A 19,298-nucleotide genomic window follows, 5' to 3' on the forward strand; every position below is an offset into this window, starting at 1 on the left:
GAACGTGTGACGAAATACCGAACAGACACGAGAGGCAACCGCGAACCACGAGGGGCAACCGCCGTGCGTATTACGGGAATCAGCACACATGTCGTCGGCACACCGTGGCGCAATCTCACCTATGTCCTGGTCCATACCGACGAGGGACTCACCGGTGTCGGTGAGACCCGGATGCTCGGCAGGACCGACGCGCTGACCGGCTATCTCCGCGAGGCGGAGACCAACCACCTCCGGGGATCGGACCCGTTCGCGGTCGAGGACCTCGTCCGCCGGATGAAGTACGGCGACTACGGACGGGCCGGCGAGATCGTGATGTCGGGCATCGCGGTCGTCGAGATGGCCTGCTGGGACATCAAGGGCAAGGCACTGGGCGTGCCGGTGTGGCAACTGCTCGGCGGAAAGGTCACCGACCGTGTCAAGGCGTACGCCAACGGCTGGTACACCACCGAACGCACTCCGGACGCCTACCACAAGGCGGCGCGGGCGGTGGTGGAGCGCGGCTACCGGGCCCTGAAGATCGATCCGTTCGGCACCGGGCACTACGAGCTGGACCGGGCGGCGAGCAACGAGGCGGTGGCGCTGATCGAGGCGGTACGGGACGCGATCGGGCCGGAGACGGAGCTGATGCTGGAGATGCACGGACGGTTCAGTCCGGCGACGGCGGTACGGCTCGCGCACGAGTTGGCCCCGTACACCCCCGCGTGGCTGGAGGAGCCGGTGCCGCCGGAGAATCTCAAGGCGCTGGACAAGGTCGCGCGGAAGGTGGACCTGCCGATCGCGACCGGCGAACGCATCCATGACCGGATCGAGTTCAGGGAGCTGTTCGAGTCGCAGGCGGCGGACATCATCCAGCCGGACGTCGGGCACATCGGCGGCATCCTGGAGGCCAGAAAGCTGGCGGCGACCGCCGAGACCCATTACGTGCTGGTCGCGCCGCACAATGTCGGCGGTTCGGTGCTGACCGCCGCCAGCCTCCAACTGGGCGCCTGCACACCGAACTTCAAGATCCTCGAACACTTCAACGACTTCGCCGACGCGGAGATCAAGAAGCTGGTCACCGGCGCTCCCGAGGTCGATCCGGCCACAGGATGTTTCGAGGTGCCGGACGCGCCCGGTCTCGGTGTCGGGTTCGACGCGGAGGCGGCGGCCGAATTCCCGCAGCGCCAGGCGCGGTTCGATCTCTGGGCCGAGGGCTGGGAGAAGCGCGAGCCGAAGGCCGGCCGGTGAGCGCGCCGTCGAGCACTCCGGTGGGCGGCGGCCGGTCGGTCGTCGTCGACCGCCCCGGGGTCCATCGGCTGGTGCGCGGCCCCGAGCCCGTACCTGGCCCCGGTGAGGTACGGGTACGGGTCGCCGCCGCGGGGATCTGTATGAGCGACCGCGAGCTGTACGACGGGCGCCGCGACGCGGACCATGTGCGCTACCCGGTGGTGCCGGGGCACGAGTGGGCGGGGACCGTCGATCTGGTGGGCGAGGGCGTGGATCCGGGGCTGACGGGCCGCGGTACGGTCGCCGAGGGGTTCCGCGCCTGCGGGATCTGCGCCCGGTGCCGTACGGGCGAGACCTCGCTCTGCGACCGTGGATACGACGAGACGGGGTTCACCCGGCCCGGCGCGTTCGCCGACCATGTCGTCGTCCCCGCACGGCTGTTGCACCCGCTGCCCGACGGCGCGGATCTGCGGGCCGCCGCCCTGCTGGAGCCGGCCGCGGTGGTGGCGGCGGCCGTACGGTCGGGCCGGCCGGAGCCGGGCGAGCGGATCGCGGTGGTGGGAGCGGGCACGCTGGGGCTGCTCGCCGTACAGCTCCTGGCCGCCTTCACCCCCGGCGAGCTGACGGCGATCGACCCGCGTGGCGAACGGACCGTACTGGCACGGAAGTTCGGCGCGACGGATGCGGCGGACACGGCGGAGGCCGGGGAACTGCGCGGGCGGTACGACCTGGTGGTGGAGACGGCCGGCGCTCCGGCCACGGCCGCCTCCTCCTGTCTCCTGGCGCGGCGCGGCGGCCGGGTGGTGCTCACCGGGATGTTCGCACCCGGCGCGAGCGGTATCGATCCGGTGCGCCTGTCGCTGGACCAGCTCACCGTGCGCGGAGTGTTCGGAGCGCCGTCCGCCGCCTGGACCTTCGCCGTAAGGGCCTTCACCACCGGGGTGCTCACTCCGGGGCCGCTGGTGACGCATGAGTTCCCGCTGGAGCGGTACGGCGAGGCCGTGGCGCTGGTCGGCGGGGGCGATCCGGGCACCGGAAAGGTGCTGCTCGTCCCGTGACCGGGCGCGGGCCCGGTCGGTCCTGCCCGGTTCATCCGGACCAGTCGATCGGGACCGGCCCCCGACCCGGCGCCCACCCCCGACCCGCCTCCCGACCTCCGCCCCCGCTCCGGCCCCCGCCCCGCCGCCACTCCGAACCTGCGAACGCCCGTCATCCCGAACCACGTTCGGGATACCGAACACGACTGGTGACCACCCCGTATACACCCGACGCGCCCACCGAACCGAAGGACTCGTCCGTGACCGAAGCCACAGCCCCCGCCCCCCGCCGCCCCGGCGAGCAGGCGCTCGCCGCGCTCGGCCTCGCCGCGCCCGACGACAACCCCACCGACACCTCCCCCCACGCCTTCCCCGACGGCGGTCTCTGGCGTACGGAGATTCCCTCGGTCGAAGGACCCGAGAGCCTCTCCGCCGTCCTCCAGGAGTCCGACCGCCTCGGTGTACCGGTCCACCGGGTCAGCCAGGGCAGCGGGGTCTGGATGCTCTCCGACGCCGAGATCACCGAGATGGCCGACGTCTGCGCCGCCCGCGCCGTGGAGCTGTGTCTGTTCACCGGACCGCGCGGCACCTGGGACACCGGCGGCTCGACCCGTACCGGCTCCGGCGGCGCCGGGCTGCGCGCCCGTGGCCACGGCGCCATGGCCGGCTGTGTGGAGGACGCCCTGCGCGCGACGGAACTGGGCGTGCGATGCCTGCTCGTGGCCGACGAGGGCGTCCTCTGGACCCTGCACCGGCTGCGGGCCCGGGGTGTCCTGCCCGCCGGCACCACTTTCAAGGTCTCGGCGCTGGTCGGTCCGGTCAACCCGGCGTCCTACGCGGTGTTCGAGCGTCTCGGGGCGGACTCGATCAATGTGCCCTCGGATCTCACGCTCGCCCATCTCACCGAGATCCGCCGGATCAGCCGCGCCCCCATGGATCTCTATGTGGAGGCGCCCGACGACCTCGGTGGCTATGTCCGGATGTACGAGACGGCGGAGCTGATCCGGCGCGGCGCTCCCCTCTATCTCAAGTTCGGGCTCTCGAAGTCCCCCGCCCTCTATCCGTACGGCGCGCAGCTCCGCGACGCCGCGCTCAGCAGTGCCCGCGAGCGGGTCCGGCGCGGCCGGCTGGTGCTCGATCTGCTCGTCCGGCACGGCGCCGACGGCGGGATGTCACCGCTCGGCTCCCGGCTGCCGGGACCGCTCAGCCGCTTTCCCCTCACCCAAGACAAGGACTGATGCCCCCATGCGAATCCGCCGTGCCCGCCGGGCCGCACTCGCCGTCACCGCCGTGTCCCTGGTGCTCTCCCTCGCCGCCTGCGGGCAGAACAGCGAGGGCGGCAGCAAGGACGAGTCGAAGGGCGGGGAGGAATCCACCGTCGGTATCGCGATGCCGACCAAGTCGTCCGAGCGCTGGATCGCCGACGGCGCCAACATGGTCGCCCAGTTCGAGAAGCTCGGCTACCGGACCGACCTCCAGTACGGCGAGGACGATGTCGCCCAGCAGGTCTCCCAGATCGAGAACATGATCACCAAGGGTGTGGACGTCCTGGTGATCGCGGCCATCGACGGCCGGGCCCTCACCGATGTCCTCCGGCAGGCCGCCGACCGGGACATCAAGGTGATCTCGTACGACCGGCTGATCCTGGGCACCGGGAACGTCGACTACTACGCGTCCTTCGACAACGAGCGGGTCGGCGTCCTCCAGGCCACCTATCTCATCGACAAGCTGGGGCTGGAGGACGGCGGTGGCAAGGGCCCGTTCAGTATCGAACTCTTCGCCGGCTCCCCGGACGACAACAACACCCGGTACTTCTTCGACGGCGCCTGGAAGACCCTCAAGCCGTACATCGACGCGAAGCGGCTCGTCGTCAGGAGCGGCCAGACCAGGCTGGAGCAGATCACCACCCTGCGCTGGGACGGCGGCACCGCGCAGCGGCGGATGGACGACCTGCTGACCAAGGCGTACGGCTCACGGCGCGTGGACGCGGTGCTCTCGCCGTACGACGGGATCTCCATCGGCATCCTGTCGGCGCTCAAGTCCGACGGGTACGGGACGCCCGCCAAACCGTATCCGCTGGTGACCGGGCAGGACGCGGAGGTCGCCTCGGTCAAGTCGATCATCGCGGGACAGCAGACGCAGACGGTCTACAAGGACACCAGGGCGCTGGCCAGGCAGGCCGTGCAGATGGCGGACGCGGTCCTCACCGGCAAGAAGCCGGAGGTCAACGACGAGAAGACCTATGACAACGAGGTCAAGGTCGTCCCGGCCTTTCTGCTGGACCCGGTGAGCGTGGACAAGTCCAACTACCGGTCGGTGCTGGTGGACTCCGGCTATCTCAAGGCGGGTGATCTGACATGACCGCCCCCGTCCTGGAGATGCGCTCCATCGGGAAGACCTTCCCCGGGGTCAGGGCGCTCTCCGATGTCAGTCTCACGGTCGCCCCCGGGGAGGTGCACGCCGTCTGCGGGGAGAACGGCGCGGGCAAGTCCACCCTGATGAAGGTGCTCAGCGGAGTCCATCCGTACGGGAGTTACCAGGGCGAGATCCTCTTCGAGGGCGCCCCGTGCGCCTTCAAGGACATCAGGGCCAGTGAGGCCCGGGGCATTGTGATCATCCATCAGGAGCTGGCCCTGGTCCCCTACTTGTCGATCGCCGAGAACATCTTCCTCGGCAATGAGCACGCCACCCGGGGGATCATCAGCTGGAACGAGACGCTGAGGCACGCGGCGGCGCTGCTGGAGCGGGTGGGGCTGCGTGAGCACCCGCAGACCAGGGTCGCCGACATCGGTGTGGGCAAACAGCAGCTCGTGGAGATCGCGAAGGCGCTCGCCAAGCGGGTGAGACTGCTGATCCTGGACGAGCCGACCGCCGCGCTCAACGACCAGGACAGCGCGCAACTCCTCAGGCTCATCCTGGAGTTGAAGGCCCAGGGCATCGCCTCGATCATCATCTCGCACAAACTGAACGAGATCGCCGAAGTGGCCGACTCCGTCACGGTCCTCAGGGACGGCCGGACCGTCGAGACCCTCGATGTGCGGGCGGGATCGGCCACCGAGGACCGGATCATCCGGGGCATGGTCGGCCGCGATCTCGACCACCGTTTCCCCGAACGGACCCCCTACGGGGGCGATCCGGGGGCGGAGCCCGCGCTCGACATCCGCGACTGGACCGTCCATCACCCCATCGACCAGCAGCGCAAGGTCGTCGACGGGGTGTCGCTCCAGGTCCGCAGGGGCGAGATCGTGGGAATCGCGGGGCTGATGGGCGCGGGCCGCACCGAGCTGGCGATGAGCCTCTTCGGACGCTCGTACGGCCGTGACATCAGCGGGACGGTCCTCAAGGACGGCCGGGAGATCCGCACCCGGACCGTGCCGGAGGCCATCCGGCACGGCATCGCGTATGTCACCGAGGACCGCAAGCGGTACGGGCTCAATCTCATCGACACCATCAGCAGGAACATCACGCTGAGCGCCCTGGCCAAGGTGTCCGCGCACGGGGTGGTCGACGAGCACGAGGAGACCCGGGTCGCCGAGTCGTACCGCACGAGCATGGACATCAAGGCACCGACCGTCTTCGAACAGGCCGGCCGGCTGTCCGGCGGCAATCAGCAGAAGGTCGTCCTCAGCAAATGGATCTTCGCGGGTCCCGATGTGCTGATCCTCGACGAGCCCACCAGGGGGATCGACGTCGGCGCCAAGTACGAGATCTACACCGTCATCGACCAACTCGCCGCGCAGGGCAAGGCGGTCGTCCTCATCTCCTCCGAACTCCCCGAGCTGCTCGGTATGTGCGACCGCGTCTACACGATGGCGGCGGGCCGGCTCACCGGCGAGATCCCCCGGGCGGAGGCGACCCAGGAAGTCCTGATGCGCCATATGACCAGGAACACGAGGTAGTCGACATGGGTCCGGTCACCACCACGCCGCTGCTGGAGGCCGCGCGCCGCAATATGCGGCAGTACGGCATGCTCGTCGCGCTCGGCCTGATCGTCGTGCTCTTCCAGATCTGGACCGGCGGTGTGCTGCTCAAGCCGAACAACGTCACCAATCTGGTGCTCCAGAACAGCTATATCCTCGTCCTCGCCATCGGCATGATGATCGTCATCGTCGCGGGCCATATCGATCTCTCGGTCGGCTCGCTGGCGGCGTTCGTCTCCGCCGCCTGCGCGGTGATGATGGTCAAGCACGACATGCCCTGGGTGCCCGCGCTGGTCGTCGGACTGCTGATCGGCGCGCTCGCCGGGGCCTGGCAGGGGTTCTGGATAGCGTATGTCGGCATTCCGTCGTTCATCGTCACCCTCGCCGGGATGCTGCTCTTCCGCGGCGGTACGCAGATCTTCCTCGGCTCACGCTCGCTCGGCCCGTTCCCGGAGGGCTTCCAGAAGATAGCGACCGGCTATCTCCCCGAGTTCGGCCCGGTCACCAACTACCACAATCCGACGCTGCTGCTGGGGCTCGCGCTGCTGGCCGTGGCGGTGTTCCAGGAGATCAGGGACCGGCGCCGGCAGCGGGCGTACGAACTGGAGGTACTCCCCCGGGGTCTCTTCCTGCTCAAGTGCGCGGGACTGGCGGCGGCCGTACTCGCCTTCACCCTGACACTGGCCAGCTACCGGGGCGTCCCGGTGGTCCTGCTGCTGCTCGCCGCGCTGCTCATCGGCTTCGGCTATGTCATGCGCAACGCCGTCGTCGGCCGTCATGTGTACGCGCTCGGCGGCAACCGCGCCGCGGCGAAGCTGTCCGGCGTCAAGGACCGCCGGGTCACCTTCCTGGTCTTCGTCAATATGGGGGTGCTCGCCGCGCTGGCGGGGATGGTCTACGCGGCCCGGCTCAACGCGGGTGTGCCGCAGGCGGGCGTCAACTTCGAACTGGAGGCCATCGCGGCCTCGTTCATCGGCGGCGCGTCGATGAGCGGCGGTGTCGGTACGGTGTTCGGCGCGATCATCGGCGGGCTGGTGCTGGGGGTGCTCAACAACGGAATGTCGCTGGTCGGGATAGGCCCGGACTATCAGCAGGTCATCAAGGGACTGGTGCTGCTGGCGGCGGTGGGCTTCGACGTCTGGAACAAGCGCAGGGTGGGCGCCTGACACCGCCGGACCGCAGGGACCACAGGGACCACAGGGACCACAGGGAGTGAACAACGCGGGTCCCTCCGCACCGGGGGTGAATACGCGCGGCGCCGCAGCGCACCTGAAAAGTGCTGCGGCGCCGCGCCCCCGTATTCCACTTACAGCTTGCGTGCCACGCCCGCGTACCCCGGGATGGGCTCGTCGCCGGGGACCGCTATGACCTCTCCCAGCTCCGGGCGCCAGTCGGTGGCCAGTGAGACCCCCGGTTCGACCAGGTCCAGACCCGTGAAGAACGCGGCGAACTCCTCCCGCGACCGCAGGGCCAGGGTGAGCGCCCGCTTCTGGTACAGCTCACGTGCCTGGTCGGCGCTGTCCCGGTCGAAGTCGCCCGTGGCATGGGAGAGGACAAGATAGCTGCCGGACGGCAGCGGGTCGAGCAGCCGGCGCACCAGTTCGTACGCGCCGTCCTCGTCCGAGATGAAGTGCAGCAGCGCGACGAGGGAGAGCGCGACCGGACGGTCCAGATCGAGGATCTTCCCCGCCGCCTCGATGATCGCCTCCGGCTCGCGGACATCGGCCTGGACGTACTCCGTGACACCGCCCGGGGTGCTGCGGAGCAGCGCCTCGGCATGCCGGAGGACGATCGGGTCGTTGTCCGTGTAGACGATCCGGGAGTCGGGCGCGACCTCCTGGGCTATCTGGTGGAGATTGGGCTCGGTGGGGATGCCTGTGCCGATGTCCAGGAACTGCCGCACCCCGCCGGTGGTGCCGAGCCAGCGGGTGGCGCGGTGCATGAACGCCCGGTTCACCCGCGCCATGTCCGGTCCCCGGGAATCCACTGCCAGTAACTGCTTCGCCATCTCCTCGTCCACGGGGTAGTTGTCCTTGCCGCCGAGGAACCAGTCGTACACCCGCGCCGGATGCGGCTTGCTGGTGTCGATCGGGTCGTTCCCGGTCATGTGCGCTCCATGAGTCTCAGGGTCGATGAGCAGGGTCTGTGGAACACAGTGTCTGCGGAAGAACGGGGACTTGCGTACCGAGTGGATACCGAGTGGACAGGGACGACGGGCGTGGACGGGGGACGGTGGGGGCGGGAAGCCGGTCAGGTGAGCAGGAAGTCGGCCTGACCCGCCTTCGCGCCCTGGATGAACGCGGCGATCTCGCTGGTGGTGTAGATCAGTGCGGGGCCGTCAGGGTCGGCGGACTGGCGCACCGCGACTCTGCCGTCGGCCAGCTTCATGGCCTCGATGCAGTTGCCGCCATTGCCGCCACTCCACGGCTTGCGCCAGCCTTCGGCACCGAGGTCGGCGGCGGGCATGCCGTTGTATATGGGATCCATTCACAGCTCCTTGCGGAGATCCTTGAGGATCTCCTTCGTGCGTTGTGCAGTTGCGGCCTGAGCCGCCATCCGGTCCATGACCTCCAGGTGGGTGGCCACTTCGGGACGTGCGTCCAGATAGACGGCGCCGGTCAGGTATTCGCTGTAGACCATGTCCGGCAGTTCCGGTTCGGCGAACCGGAAGATCACGAACGGCCCGTAGGTACCGGGATGGTGCCCGCTCGAGAATTCCGCGATCTGCAGGGTGACATTCGGCAGGACCGAGGCTTCGAGCAGCTTGTCGATCTGCTCCCGCATGACGTCCGCACTGTCGCCGACCGGGCGGCGCAGTACGGTCTCGTCCATGATCACCCAGAATCTGGGTGCGTCCTTACGGATCAGCAGTGACTGGCGTTCCATACGGAGCGCCACATGGCGTTCGATGTCCTCGGGCTGCGCCTGCCCCACAGCCCCCGCGTGCATGACCGACCGCGCGTACTCCTCGGTCTGGAGCAGCCCGGGGACGAAGTGCGGTTCGTAGGCACGCAGCAGGGAGGCGGAGCCCTCCAGACTGACGTACATACTGAACCAGTCCGGCAGGATGTCGTGGAACCTCTGCCACCAGCCGGGCTTGTTCGCTTCCTCGGTGAGCTCGACGAAGGCCTCGGTCTCGTCCTCGGGGATCCCGTACGCGCGCAGCAGGAGCTGTACATAGGGGATCTTGAGAGCGACCTCGGCCGTCTCCATCCGGCGGATCGTCGCGGGGGCCACCCGGAGCAGCTTGGCGGCCTCCTCGCGCTTCAGTCCGGAGCGCTCACGAAGATCTTGCAGACGTCTGCCGAGTACGACCTGACCCACGGTCGGGGCGGACCGCGGTTCACTCACTTTGGGTCCTCCCCACGCACGGTTACCAGCAGTCTGCCACGTCTACGCCACGAAGAACACGGCACTCTGAAAAATTCAGAGTGCCCCTTGCCAAGTGTCGCCGACGGGTGGAGAGTGGATCGGTGAACCAGCTCACGCGGTTGTCGGGCTCTGCCATGGGAGAGTTTCGCGCTCGGCCGCTGCTCCCCCACCGTTAGGAATCGGTCGTGGCACCTGGTAACGCGCTCACCCCCCCGCTCATAGCCGTGTGCCCCCCTGGCAACGTTGTCCGGCGTTACGGGTTCCAGCTGCCCGCTCACGCGGAGTCAGTGGCTCGGGCGAGACAGCTCACCCGCGACCGGCTCACCCGGTGGGACATAGACGAGGAGATACGCGACACCGCGGTGCTCGTCGTCTCGGAATTGGTCACCAACGCGATCGTGCACGCGGCCGGGGACCGCGTCATCTGCGAGATACGTGAGGGAGACGGCCGGCTGCGGATATCCGTTGAGGACCAGGGCTACGGACCGACGGGACCGCAGCTCCACGACGCCGCCCGGGACGAGACCGAGGGCGAGGGGGGCCGGGGACTGTTCCTCGTCGACTCCCTGTGCAGCGGCTGGGGGGCACATGACACATCGGGATACGGCCCCGGGCGTGTGGTCTGGGCCGAACTGCCCCACGGAGAATCGCCACACGGAACGGAGCAACCGTGCTGAGGACCGCACTGGACCGGCTCGCACGCGGTCTGCGCGACGGCCGCGACCTCGCACCCCGTCGCGTCAAGCTGCCTCTGCCGCCCACCCTGCCCGCCTCACTGGGCTGTGACGCGGTGGGAGTCCCGGCTGAGCACGGCTTCCGGCTGATGGCGCGGCTGCCCAAGAAGGGCTGTGTCTTCGCCGACGCCGAGTGGTGGTGGTGGATCGTGCCCGCCGGCTCCGACCTCGATCTCACCTGGCCCTCGCCGGCTCGCTACGTATCGGGGACGACCGTTCCCGCGGCGCATCCCCGGCTGATCCACTGGCCCGAGGCACCGACCCCGTACACCCCGCCGATCCCCTTCTACCTCATGGTCTGCCAGCTCACGGGCACGACCCCGTCCTGGGGCCCCCGGACGGAGCCGGGCACGGTCCCGGCAAGGCACTAGACCCTTTCCGCGACGGGCCCGGGTGGGGGTGTGGGCCCGGTGAGAGCCCGGGTGAGGGCTCGGCAGCAGGCCCGGCAGCCGGCGGGCCGGGCCCTCACCCGACCGCCCCGGTGCCTCACGCGACGCGCATCACATAGGCTCGGCCGCGAGATGAACACCAACCACACATCGCTCGGCCCCAAGGCCGACAAAGAGACGGTGCGTCGGCACAATCTGAGCCTTGTGCTGCGGGCGGTGCGGGACGAGGGAGAGGCGACCCGGGCGGGGGTCGCGGCGCGGGTGGGACTGACCCGGGCCGCGGTGTCCTCACTGGTGGAGCAGTTGCTGGAGAGCGGGTTCCTCTCCGAGTCGGGCAAGACGTTCAGCGGACAGGCCGGGCGCCCCGGCACCGTACTGAAGGTGACGCGCTCCGGGCCCGCGGGCATCGGGGTCGAGATCAATATCGACTATCTGTCGGTGTGCGTGGTCGATCTGTCCGGCACCGACCGCGTCCGGCTCACCGAACACATCGACAACCGCGGCGCTCTCCCGGCCGAGGTGCTGGCGCGCGGCGCCCGGATCGCGGCCCGTACGCTGGAGTCCGCCGCCGAGCAGGAGTTGATCCCCGTGGGGGTCCAACTCGCCCTGCCGGGGCTGGTGTCGGGGGGTACGGTCCGGCAGGCGCCGAATCTCGGCTGGAACCGGGTCCCGGCGGAGGAACTGTTCGCGCGGGCGCTGGCGGAGCTGCGGCCCGAGATGCCGGCGCTGCCGGTGAGTTCGGAGAACGAGGCCAATCTGGCGGCGCTGGCCGAGCTGTGGTTCGGCGGGCTCGGCCCCCTCCGTACGTTCCTGTATCTCACCGGTGAGATCGGGGTCGGGGGCGCGCTGGTGCTGGACGGTGAACTGCTGCGCGGGGCGCACGGGTTCGCCGGGGAGATCGGCCATGTGGTGGTCGACGCGAAGGGTCCGCTGTGCCGGTGCGGCTCGCGGGGCTGTCTGGAGCAGTACGCGGGCCAGTCCGCGCTGCTGCGCGCGGCCGGCATCGATGAGAACTCGGGGGTGCCCGGCGTCGCCGAACTGGAACGCCGGGCACGCGGCGGCGATTCCCGGGCCGTGGCGGCCGTCGAACAGGCCGGGGTGATGCTGGGCCGGGTGCTGTCGGGCTCGGTGAATCTCTTCGACCCGGACGCGGTCGTGCTGGGCGGCATCTACCGCGCTCTGATGCCCTGGCTCTCCCCCTCGGCGGACCGCGAACTCACGGCCCGCGTGGTCTCGGGCCTGTGGCCCCGCGACAGCGGGCGCCTACGCGCGTCCTCCTCGGCAGGCGACGCGGCCCGGGGCGCGGCGGCCCTGGTGGTACGAGCGGTCCTGGCGGACCCGGTGGCCTATGTCCGGCGAACCACGGACTGACGGCGGCTGACGCCCGGTACGCGGCTCGGCCGGCGACCGGCCACGGAGCGCCCGTATGTGACGAAGGACATGCCCCGAAGGTGGTGTGGCACATCCCACAGCCGTACGGGGCGGCGCGGTCGGCGCCAGCACGGAACGCCACGCATGGTGCCTGACGGCGGCGCTGGGCATCGCACACGGCCGCTCGGCGCGGGCGCACGGCCCGAAGGCCCCGGAGAGAACGCCCGCGCGGGACGCGGCCGACGTACGACGCGCGTCACACCCCACCCCGACACGCGTCACGCCCCACCCGACGTACGTCACGCCCCACCCCGGCGCGTGGCACCGGTGTGGGGCGTGACATGCCGCTCCGCGGCGGCTCGGGGCCGGGCCGGCGGGCCCGGCCCCGGTCGGGGCTCGGTGTCAGCGGACGCCGAGCAGGTGGTCCATCGCGAGCTGGTCGAGCTGCTCGAAGGCCATGCCGCGCGACGCCGCCGCCTCCGCGTCGAAGTCCTCGTACGCGCTGCGGTCCGCGAGCAGTCCGGCGGCTCCGTCCGCGGCCGTGGGCAGCGCCAGCTCGTCCAGGCGCGAGGCGCGCAGCGCCTCCTGGACGACCGGGTCGGCGCGGAACGCGGCGGCGCGCTCCCGGAGGATCAGATAGTTGCGCATGCAGCCCGCGGCCGACGCCCACACACCGTTGAAGTCCTCGGTCCGCGGCGGCTTGAAGTCGAAGTGCCTCGACCCGTCCCAGCCCGCGCTCTCCAGCAGATCGACCAGCCAGAAGGCGGCCCGCAGATCGCCCGCCCCGAAACGCAGGTCCTGGTCGTACTTGATGCCGTTCTGGCCGTTGAGGTCGATGTGGAAGAGCTTGCCCGACCACAGGGCCTGGGCGATGGAGTGCGGGAAGTTCAGCCCCGCCATCTGCTCATGGCCGACCTCGGGGTTCACCCCGTACAGCTCCGGCCGCTCCAGCCGCTCGATGAACGCCAGAGCGTGGCCGACCGTGGGCAGCAGGATGTCGCCGCGCGGCTCGTTCGGCTTGGGCTCGATGGCGAACCGGAGGTCGTACCCCTGCTCGGTGACATACGCGCCGAACAGGTCGAAGGCCTCCTTCATCCGCTCCAGCGCGAGCCGTACGTCCTTCGCGGCGCCCGACTCCGCGCCCTCACGGCCGCCCCAGGCGACAAAGGTCTTGGCGCCCAGCTCGGCCGCGAGATCGATGTTCCGGAGCGTCTTGCGCAGCGCGAAGCGGCGGACGTCGCGGTCGTTCGCCGTGAACGCGCCATCCTTGAAGACGGGATGCGTGAAGAGATTGGTGGTGACCATCGGCACCACGAGACCCGTCGAGTCCAGCGCCTGCCGGAACCGCTTGATGTGCGTCTCGCGCTCCGCGTCGGACGAACCGAAGGGTATGAGGTCGTCGTCGTGGAAGGTCACGCCGTACGCACCCAGCTCGGCCAGGCGCTGTACGGATTCGACGGGGTCCAGGGCCCTGCGGGTCGCGTCCCCGAACGGATCCCTGCCCTGCCAGCCCACGGTCCAGAGACCGAAACTGAACTTGTCCGCCGGGGTGGGAGTGAAGCGTTCCGTCATTCTCTGGCCGCCTTCGATACCTCAGGTCCGGCACGTGCCGACCTTTTTGTTTCCTGACATGACTAATAATGCACGTCGGCACGGATGCGCAAAACCCCCGGGGGCCGCTCATCGGCCGCGCACCCGGTGAACATGGACGCGCACGTTCGGCCACCGGCGAGGATCCGCCACCCCCGTTCCGGTGAGCCGCGCCATCGCGTAATTTGTTTCTCCCACGTCAAAAACAGCTCCAGCCAGGGAAGAGGTACGTCCATGTCGCAGAGCCCGGTGGTCGGCCCGGTCGTCATCGGCGTGGACAGTTCCACCCAGTCCACCAAGGCGGCCTTCACGGACGCCGCCACCGGCCGGCTGCTCGCCGTGGGGCGCGCCCCGCACCGGGTGACCGGTGAGGGCGGTGCGCGCGAGACGAATCCCGAGGTGTGGTGGAACGCGCTGCGGGAGGCGGTGGCGGCGGGCCTCAAGGAGTCCGGTGTCGATGCCTCGGCCGTCGTCGGGATCGCCGTCGCCGGACAGCAGCACGGACTGGTGGTGCTGGACCGCAGGGGCCGCCCGCTGCGCCCCGCGCTGCTGTGGAACGACACCCGCTCCGCCCCGCAGGCCGCCGCGCTCACGGAGACGCTCGGCGGCCCCGCCGCCTGGACGGCGCGGACCGGCTCCGTGCCGGTGGCGTCGATGACGGCCTCGAAGTGGCAGTGGCTGCGCGAGCACGACCCCGCCATCGCGGGCGCCACGGCGGCCATCAGGCTCCCGCACGACTTCCTCACCGAGCGCCTCTCGGGCGTCGCCGCCACCGACCCCGGCGATGCCTCGGGCACCTGCTGGTATTCGACGGCCACGGGAGCGTACGACCCCGAACTGCTGGCACTGCTCGGCCTCGACGCCGATCTGCTGCCCACCGTCGCCGCGACCGGCGCCGTCAGGGTCGGCTCGCTCACCGCCGGGTCCGCGGCGGAGCTCGGGCTGCCCGCGGGGATCGCCGTCGCGGCGGGCACCGGCGACAACATGAGCGCGGCCATCGGCCTCGGCTTCGGGGGCGGCGGGCTGCTGGACCATCCGGTGCTCAGTCTCGGCACCTCGGGCACGGTGTTCGCCGCCACCCGTACCCGCCCCGACTCCCCCGCGCTCGCGGGCTTCGCCGCGGCGGACGGCACATATCTGCCCCTGGCCTGCACCCTCAACTGCACACAGGCCGTGGACAAGGTGGCGGCCCTGCTCCGGCTGGACCGGGAGGACGCGGTGCCGGGCGGCGAGGCCGTCCTGCTGCCGTATCTGGACGGCGAGCGCACCCCCGATCTGCCGGCCGCCTCGGGTCTGCTGACCGGGCTGCGCCACGACACCACACCGCAGCAACTGCTGGGCGCCGCCTATGAGGGCGCGATCGTGACCGTGCTGCGCGCGCTGGACGAGGTGCTGCGCGCCTGCGGCCTCGACCCCGCCGACCCTGAGGTCGCGGCCCGGCCGCTGCGACTGGTCGGCGGCGGTGCCCAGGGCCGTATGTGGGTGGACACGGTACGGAGGCTCTCCGGCCGCCGGCTGATCGTCCCGGCCAGCGGCGAGCTGGTCGCCCTGGGAGCGGCGGCGCTGGCCGCCGGGGCGGCGACGGAGGAGGACGCGGTGGCGATCGCGGCGTCCTGGCGGACCGGCGAGGGCGAGGAACTGCCCCCGGTGGAGCGGGACATGGAGACCTGGGAGCGCGTGGGCTCGGTGCTGGACCGGGCGGCGCCGAGCCTGCTCTCGTAGCTGCGGTACGGGCGGCGGTACGGGCGGCGGTACGGGCGGGGCGCGCGCGGCGGACGGGCGCGGCGGGGCGCGCGGAGAAGCGCGAAGGGGGCTTTTCCGTACGGTAGTCGCCCCCTGGTCACCCGCCCGGCCCCCGCCCTACGCTCGGTCTGCGCGGCGGACCGCCCGCGCCGGGCCGCGCCGCGCCGGGCCTGTGCGTGTGCGTGTGCGTGTGCGTGTGCGTGTGCGTGTGCGTGTGCGCCAAGGGTGGGGCCGGTCAGGCGGTGGGGGCCGGTGTCAGGCTCCGGGGGCCGGTCGGCCGGTGGGAAGGGCGCCCGCGGCCTGGGCCAGGGCGTCCAGGACCGGGCGGATCAGCGGGTGGTCCTCCGCGCCGCGGCGTACGGCGGCGAAGACTCTGCGGGTCGCGGCCGGTCCGGACACCGGACGTACGACCGTGCCCTTCAGCTCCATCCCGCGCAGCGCCGACCGCGGGACGAGCGCGACCCCGGCGCCCGCGCCCGCGAGCGCGACGACGGCACGGAAGTCGTCCGAGGAGTGCACAAGGCGCGGCTCGAAGCCGGCCAGTTCGCAGGCGAGCTGTATCACGTCATGGCAGGGGTTGCCGGGGTAGGGGCCGACCCACTCGCTGTCGGCGAGCGAGGCGAGCGAGACCTCGGCGTGCAGTGCGAGGGGGTGCGCGGCGGGCAGGACCGCGTCGAACGGCTCGGCGTACAGCGCCACCCGGGAGAGCCGCAGATCGTCCTCGCGCGGGGCGCCGCGGTACTCGACCGCGACCGCCAGATCCGCCTGACCGTCCAGCACCATGGGCAGGCTCTCGTCGCCCTCCGCGTCCCGTACGCGTACCCGGATGTCCGGATACGGTCCGGCCAGGAGCTGAAGGGCGGGGGCCAGTACCTCCGCGATGCCGGTGGCGAACGCCGCGACCGTCACCTCGCCGGCCGAGCCGCCCGCGTACGCCGCGAGCTCCGCCTCCGCCCGTTCGAGCTGGGCGAGTACCGCGTGCGCGTGGCCGAGCAGGATCTCGCCGGCCGCCGTCAGCCGTACGCCCCGGCCGCTGCGGGTCAGCAGGGCGTGGCCGGTCTCCTGCTCCAGTACGGCGAGCTGCTGGGAGACGGCCGAGGGGGTCAGATACAGCGCGGCGGCCGCGGCGGTCACCGTACGGTGGTCCGCCACGGCCCGCAGTATGCGCAGCCGCCGTGCGTCGATCACCCGGCCATCCTGCCAGGTGGGCACGGTCTCGGGTATCTGCCGGCCCCGTCGGCCCGGCCCCTCGGGCGCGGGGACGGGCCGGCGGGGACGGGCCGAGGGCCCGGTGCCGTGGGCGTCCCGGTCCGCCCGGGACGCCAGGGCGCCGGGGACATGCGAAGGGCCTGCCCGCGCGTCCCCCGCGGTCAGGCCTGTCGGCCCATCGCCTCCCGCGCGTCGATGAACGCCGCCACCGCGCGTTCCACGTCCGCCGTGGAGTGCGCCGCCGAGAGCTGGACCCTGATCCGGGCCTTGCCCATCGGAACGACGGGGTACGAGAAACCGATCACATAGACCCCGCGCTCCAGCAGCAGCTCCGCCATCCGGCCCGCCTCCGCCGCGTCACCGATCATCACCGGCGCGATGGCGTGGTCACCGGGCAGGATCTCGAAGCCCGCCTCGGTCATCTTCGTACGGAAGAGCTTGGTGTTGGCGTTCAGCCGGTCCCGCAGTTCGCCCGCGCTCTCCAGCAGATCGAGGACCTTGACCGACGCGGCGGCGATGACCGGGGCGAGCGAGTTGGAGAAGAGATACGGACGCGAGCGCTGCCGCAGCAGGGCGACGATCTCGGCGCGGGCCGCGACATAGCCGCCGGAGGCGCCGCCGAGGGCCTTGCCCAGTGTGCCGGTGAGAATGTCGACACGGTCCATCACACCGTGCAGTTCCGGGGTGCCGCGACCGCCGGGCCCCACAAAGCCGACCGCGTGCGAGTCGTCGACCATGACCATCGCGTCGTACCGGTCGGCCAGATCGCAGATCTCGGCCAGCGGCGCGACATACCCGTCCATCGAGAACACACCGTCCGTGACGATCAGCCGCCGACGCGCGTCCTGCGACTCCTTGAGCCTGGTCTCCAGCTCGGCGAGGTCACGGTTGGCGTACCGGAGGCGGCGGGCCTTGGAGAGCCGGATGCCGTCGATGATGCTGGCGTGGTTGAGGGCGTCGGAGATGACCGCGTCCTCGGCGCCGAGCAGGGTCTCGAAGACCCCGCCGTTGGCGTCGAAGCAGGAGGAGTAGAGGATCGTGTCCTCCTGGCCGAGAAACGCGGAGAGACGCTGCTCCAGCTCCTTGTGGACCTCCTGCGTACCGCAGATGAAGCGTACGGAGGCCATGCCGTACCCCCATCGGTCGAGCGCGTCCTTGGCGGCGGCGACGACCTCGGGGTGATCGGCGAGCCCGAGATAGTTGTTGGCGCAGAAGTTGAGGACCTCACCGGCGCCACCGCCCGCGGTGACGGCGACCGAGGCGCTCTGGGGGGTGGAGATCACGCGCTCGGGCTTGAAGAGACCGGCGTCGCGGATCTCTCCGAGGGTGGCGGACAGTTCGTCCCGGACGGACGCGTACATAAACAGCACTCTCCTTCTTTTTTGGGGGCTCGGTTCGCCTCCGGGGCGCTTCATGTCGATGCCGACGGTCGACCGTGCTCGGTCCGCTCGTACCTCACGGACCTGCGCGCGCTCTCCCTTTCGGCACCGACGCGCCCTGGGGGGAACGGTCAGGTGGTCCAGTCGAGGATGATCTTGCCGCTGCGCGCGGTGGACGCCTCGTCGAACGCGGCGTCGAAGTCCTGGTATCGGTAACTGCCGGTGATGACGGGCGTGAGGTCGAGTCCGCCTTCGAGCAGGACCGTCATCGCGTACCACGTCTCGAACATCTCACGGCCGTAGATGCCCTTGATCGTGATCATCGACGTGACGATCTTCGACCAGTCGACCGCGAACTCCTGCGCCGGCAGGCCGAGCATGGCGATCCGGCCGCCGTGCGTCATGTTGTCGACCATGTCGCGCAGGGCCTCCGCGCGTCCGGACATCTCCAGACCGATGTCGAAGCCCTCCTTGAGGCCGAGCTGCCGCTGCGCGTCCGCGATTCCGGTTCCGGGAGCCGAGACATCGAGGGCGAGCGTGGCGCCCACCTTGCGGGCGAGCGCGAGGCGGTGCGGGCTGACGTCGGTGATCACGACATTGCGCGCTCCCGCGTGCCGGGCGACGGCCGCGGCCATGATGCCGATGGGGCCCGCGCCGGTGATCAGTACGTCCTCGCCGACGAGCGGGAAGGAGAGCGCGGTGTGCACGGCGTTGCCGAAGGGGTCGAAGATCGCGGCGACATCGAGGGGCACCTCCGCGCGGTGCACCCAGACATTGGCGGCGGGCAGGGCGACATACTCGGCGAACGCGCCGTCGCGGCCGACCCCGAGTCCGACGGTGCTGCGGCAGAGATGTCTGCGGCCTGCGAGACAGTTGCGGCACTTGCCGCAGACGAGATGGCCCTCGCCGCTGACGAGATCGCCGACGGCGATGTCCTGTACGTCGGCACCGACGGCGGCGACCTCGCCGACGAACTCGTGTCCGAGGACACGGGGCGTGGTGACGGCCTGCCGGGCCCAGCCGTCCCAGGACCGGATGTGCAGATCGGTGCCGCAGATGCCGGTTCGGAGTACCTTGATCAGTACGTCACCGGGGCCCGCCTCCGGTTCCGGCACGTCCATGAGCCAGAGCCCCGGCTCGGCCTGCTGTTTCACAAGTGCCTTCATGGGCGCGGCTCCCGGCGTGCTGGTGCTGTTCGGTGACCAGCGATCGGCATCGGCGACGCGTGACCGGTCGCCGGTGATCACTGTTCGGTGGTCGGACACCAATCTGCCGATCACCGGCCGCACCGTCCATCGAGGATTTCTTAAGCGGCCCGACAGCGCAGCTTCACGGCTGGGCGCGGCAG

The 19,298-nt window shown here is 70.6% G+C and carries 17 protein-coding genes; 10 read left to right on the forward strand and 7 right to left on the reverse strand.

Annotated elements, in window-relative coordinates:
* The first annotated feature begins 63 nt into the window (after nucleotides 1-63).
* The 6 genes from OG214_RS05150 to mmsB all read left to right on the forward strand — a co-directional run bounded on the left by OG214_RS05150 (nucleotide 64) and on the right by mmsB (nucleotide 7,329).
* A complete protein-coding gene (locus tag OG214_RS05150) occupies nucleotides 64-1,227 on the forward strand; it encodes a mandelate racemase/muconate lactonizing enzyme family protein (RefSeq protein ID WP_405983934.1) in 1,164 nt (387 codons plus the stop codon).
* Nucleotides 1,224-2,264 carry a zinc-binding dehydrogenase gene (locus OG214_RS05155; protein ID WP_405983935.1) on the forward strand — a complete coding sequence of 347 codons (1,041 nt, stop codon included), beginning with the start codon at nucleotides 1,224-1,226 and terminating at the stop codon, nucleotides 2,262-2,264. The genes OG214_RS05150 and OG214_RS05155 overlap by 4 nt, the downstream gene beginning before the upstream one ends.
* Before the next feature lie 239 nt (nucleotides 2,265-2,503).
* The gene (locus OG214_RS05160; RefSeq protein ID WP_405983936.1) at nucleotides 2,504-3,481 is read left to right on the forward strand and encodes a hypothetical protein; all 978 of its coding nucleotides are present in this window, start codon (nucleotides 2,504-2,506) and stop codon (nucleotides 3,479-3,481) included.
* A 7-nt stretch (nucleotides 3,482-3,488) separates the two neighbouring features.
* Complete coding sequence (gene chvE, locus OG214_RS05165; protein ID WP_363083269.1) at nucleotides 3,489-4,604, forward strand: multiple monosaccharide ABC transporter substrate-binding protein; 1,116 nt, start codon at nucleotides 3,489-3,491, stop codon at nucleotides 4,602-4,604.
* On the forward strand, nucleotides 4,601-6,142 hold the full coding sequence (gene mmsA, locus OG214_RS05170; RefSeq protein ID WP_405983937.1) for a multiple monosaccharide ABC transporter ATP-binding protein: 1,542 nt from the start codon (nucleotides 4,601-4,603) through the stop codon (nucleotides 6,140-6,142). Before chvE ends, mmsA begins: the two co-directional genes overlap by 4 nt.
* Before the next feature lie 5 nt (nucleotides 6,143-6,147).
* Nucleotides 6,148-7,329, forward strand: a complete 1,182-nt coding sequence (gene mmsB, locus OG214_RS05175; protein WP_363083272.1) for a multiple monosaccharide ABC transporter permease — start codon at nucleotides 6,148-6,150, stop codon at nucleotides 7,327-7,329.
* Nucleotides 7,330-7,469: 140 nt separating this feature from the next.
* Here the strand turns inward: mmsB and OG214_RS05180 are convergent, their stop codons facing one another.
* The 3 genes from OG214_RS05180 to OG214_RS05190 form a co-directional block, all read right to left on the reverse strand.
* Nucleotides 7,470-8,270 (reverse strand): SAM-dependent methyltransferase, encoded by an 801-nt coding sequence (locus OG214_RS05180; protein WP_363083273.1) that lies wholly within the window; start codon nucleotides 8,268-8,270, stop codon nucleotides 7,470-7,472.
* A 143-nt stretch (nucleotides 8,271-8,413) separates the two neighbouring features.
* The gene (locus OG214_RS05185) at nucleotides 8,414-8,650 is read right to left on the reverse strand and encodes a DUF397 domain-containing protein (RefSeq protein WP_066954884.1); all 237 of its coding nucleotides are present in this window, start codon (nucleotides 8,648-8,650) and stop codon (nucleotides 8,414-8,416) included.
* A complete protein-coding gene (locus OG214_RS05190; RefSeq protein WP_363083274.1) occupies nucleotides 8,651-9,514 on the reverse strand; it encodes a helix-turn-helix transcriptional regulator in 864 nt (287 codons plus the stop codon). It abuts the gene before it with no gap.
* 206 nt (nucleotides 9,515-9,720) lie between these two features.
* Between OG214_RS05190 and OG214_RS05195 the strand changes: the two genes are divergently transcribed.
* From OG214_RS05195 to OG214_RS05205, 3 genes are all read left to right on the forward strand, one after another.
* Nucleotides 9,721-10,212 carry an ATP-binding protein gene (locus OG214_RS05195; protein ID WP_405983938.1) on the forward strand — a complete coding sequence of 164 codons (492 nt, stop codon included), beginning with the start codon at nucleotides 9,721-9,723 and terminating at the stop codon, nucleotides 10,210-10,212.
* Nucleotides 10,206-10,640 carry a hypothetical protein gene (locus OG214_RS05200; RefSeq protein ID WP_383038466.1) on the forward strand — a complete coding sequence of 145 codons (435 nt, stop codon included), beginning with the start codon at nucleotides 10,206-10,208 and terminating at the stop codon, nucleotides 10,638-10,640. Before OG214_RS05195 ends, OG214_RS05200 begins: the two co-directional genes overlap by 7 nt.
* Before the next feature lie 150 nt (nucleotides 10,641-10,790).
* Nucleotides 10,791-12,029, forward strand: a complete 1,239-nt coding sequence (locus tag OG214_RS05205) for an ROK family protein (RefSeq protein ID WP_363083276.1) — start codon at nucleotides 10,791-10,793, stop codon at nucleotides 12,027-12,029.
* 402 nt (nucleotides 12,030-12,431) lie between these two features.
* Here the strand turns inward: OG214_RS05205 and xylA are convergent, their stop codons facing one another.
* On the reverse strand, nucleotides 12,432-13,601 hold the full coding sequence (gene xylA, locus OG214_RS05210) for a xylose isomerase (protein WP_365905128.1): 1,170 nt from the start codon (nucleotides 13,599-13,601) through the stop codon (nucleotides 12,432-12,434).
* A 252-nt stretch (nucleotides 13,602-13,853) separates the two neighbouring features.
* Here xylA and xylB point away from each other — a divergent pair, with 252 nt between their 5' ends.
* Nucleotides 13,854-15,341 (forward strand): xylulokinase, encoded by a 1,488-nt coding sequence (xylB, locus tag OG214_RS05215; RefSeq protein WP_405983939.1) that lies wholly within the window; start codon nucleotides 13,854-13,856, stop codon nucleotides 15,339-15,341.
* A 276-nt stretch (nucleotides 15,342-15,617) separates the two neighbouring features.
* Here the strand turns inward: xylB and OG214_RS05220 are convergent, their stop codons facing one another.
* The 3 genes from OG214_RS05220 to tdh all read right to left on the reverse strand — a co-directional run bounded on the left by OG214_RS05220 (nucleotide 15,618) and on the right by tdh (nucleotide 19,116).
* Nucleotides 15,618-16,550, reverse strand: a complete 933-nt coding sequence (locus OG214_RS05220; protein ID WP_382860252.1) for a LysR family transcriptional regulator — start codon at nucleotides 16,548-16,550, stop codon at nucleotides 15,618-15,620.
* 182 nt (nucleotides 16,551-16,732) lie between these two features.
* Complete coding sequence (locus OG214_RS05225; protein ID WP_363085716.1) at nucleotides 16,733-17,932, reverse strand: glycine C-acetyltransferase; 1,200 nt, start codon at nucleotides 17,930-17,932, stop codon at nucleotides 16,733-16,735.
* Nucleotides 17,933-18,081: 149 nt separating this feature from the next.
* Nucleotides 18,082-19,116: an L-threonine 3-dehydrogenase gene (tdh, locus tag OG214_RS05230; RefSeq protein WP_363085715.1), complete on the reverse strand. Its 1,035-nt coding sequence runs from the start codon at nucleotides 19,114-19,116 to the stop codon at nucleotides 18,082-18,084.
* Between the last annotated feature and the right edge of the window lie 182 nt (nucleotides 19,117-19,298).

This window comes from Streptomyces sp. NBC_00872 (assembly GCF_045161915.1).
Lineage (GTDB): Bacteria > Actinomycetota > Actinomycetes > Streptomycetales > Streptomycetaceae > Streptomyces.

Bases quoted from the DNA above. Each gene is read 5' to 3' on its own strand.
- chvE (WP_363083269.1), top strand. From the start codon at position 3,489: ATGCGAATCCGCCGTGCCCGCCGGGCCGCACTCGCCGTCACCGCCGTG.
- OG214_RS05225 (WP_363085716.1), bottom strand. From the start codon at position 17,932: ATGTACGCGTCCGTCCGGGACGAACTGTCCGCCACCCTCGGAGAGATC.
- mmsB (WP_363083272.1), top strand. From the start codon at position 6,148: ATGGGTCCGGTCACCACCACGCCGCTGCTGGAGGCCGCGCGCCGCAAT.
- tdh (WP_363085715.1), bottom strand. From the start codon at position 19,116: ATGAAGGCACTTGTGAAACAGCAGGCCGAGCCGGGGCTCTGGCTCATG.
- mmsA (WP_405983937.1), top strand. From the start codon at position 4,601: ATGACCGCCCCCGTCCTGGAGATGCGCTCCATCGGGAAGACCTTCCCC.
- xylA (WP_365905128.1), bottom strand. From the start codon at position 13,601: ATGACGGAACGCTTCACTCCCACCCCGGCGGACAAGTTCAGTTTCGGT.
- OG214_RS05205 (WP_363083276.1), top strand. From the start codon at position 10,791: ATGAACACCAACCACACATCGCTCGGCCCCAAGGCCGACAAAGAGACG.
- xylB (WP_405983939.1), top strand. From the start codon at position 13,854: ATGTCGCAGAGCCCGGTGGTCGGCCCGGTCGTCATCGGCGTGGACAGT.
- OG214_RS05180 (WP_363083273.1), bottom strand. From the start codon at position 8,270: ATGACCGGGAACGACCCGATCGACACCAGCAAGCCGCATCCGGCGCGG.
- OG214_RS05185 (WP_066954884.1), bottom strand. From the start codon at position 8,650: ATGGATCCCATATACAACGGCATGCCCGCCGCCGACCTCGGTGCCGAA.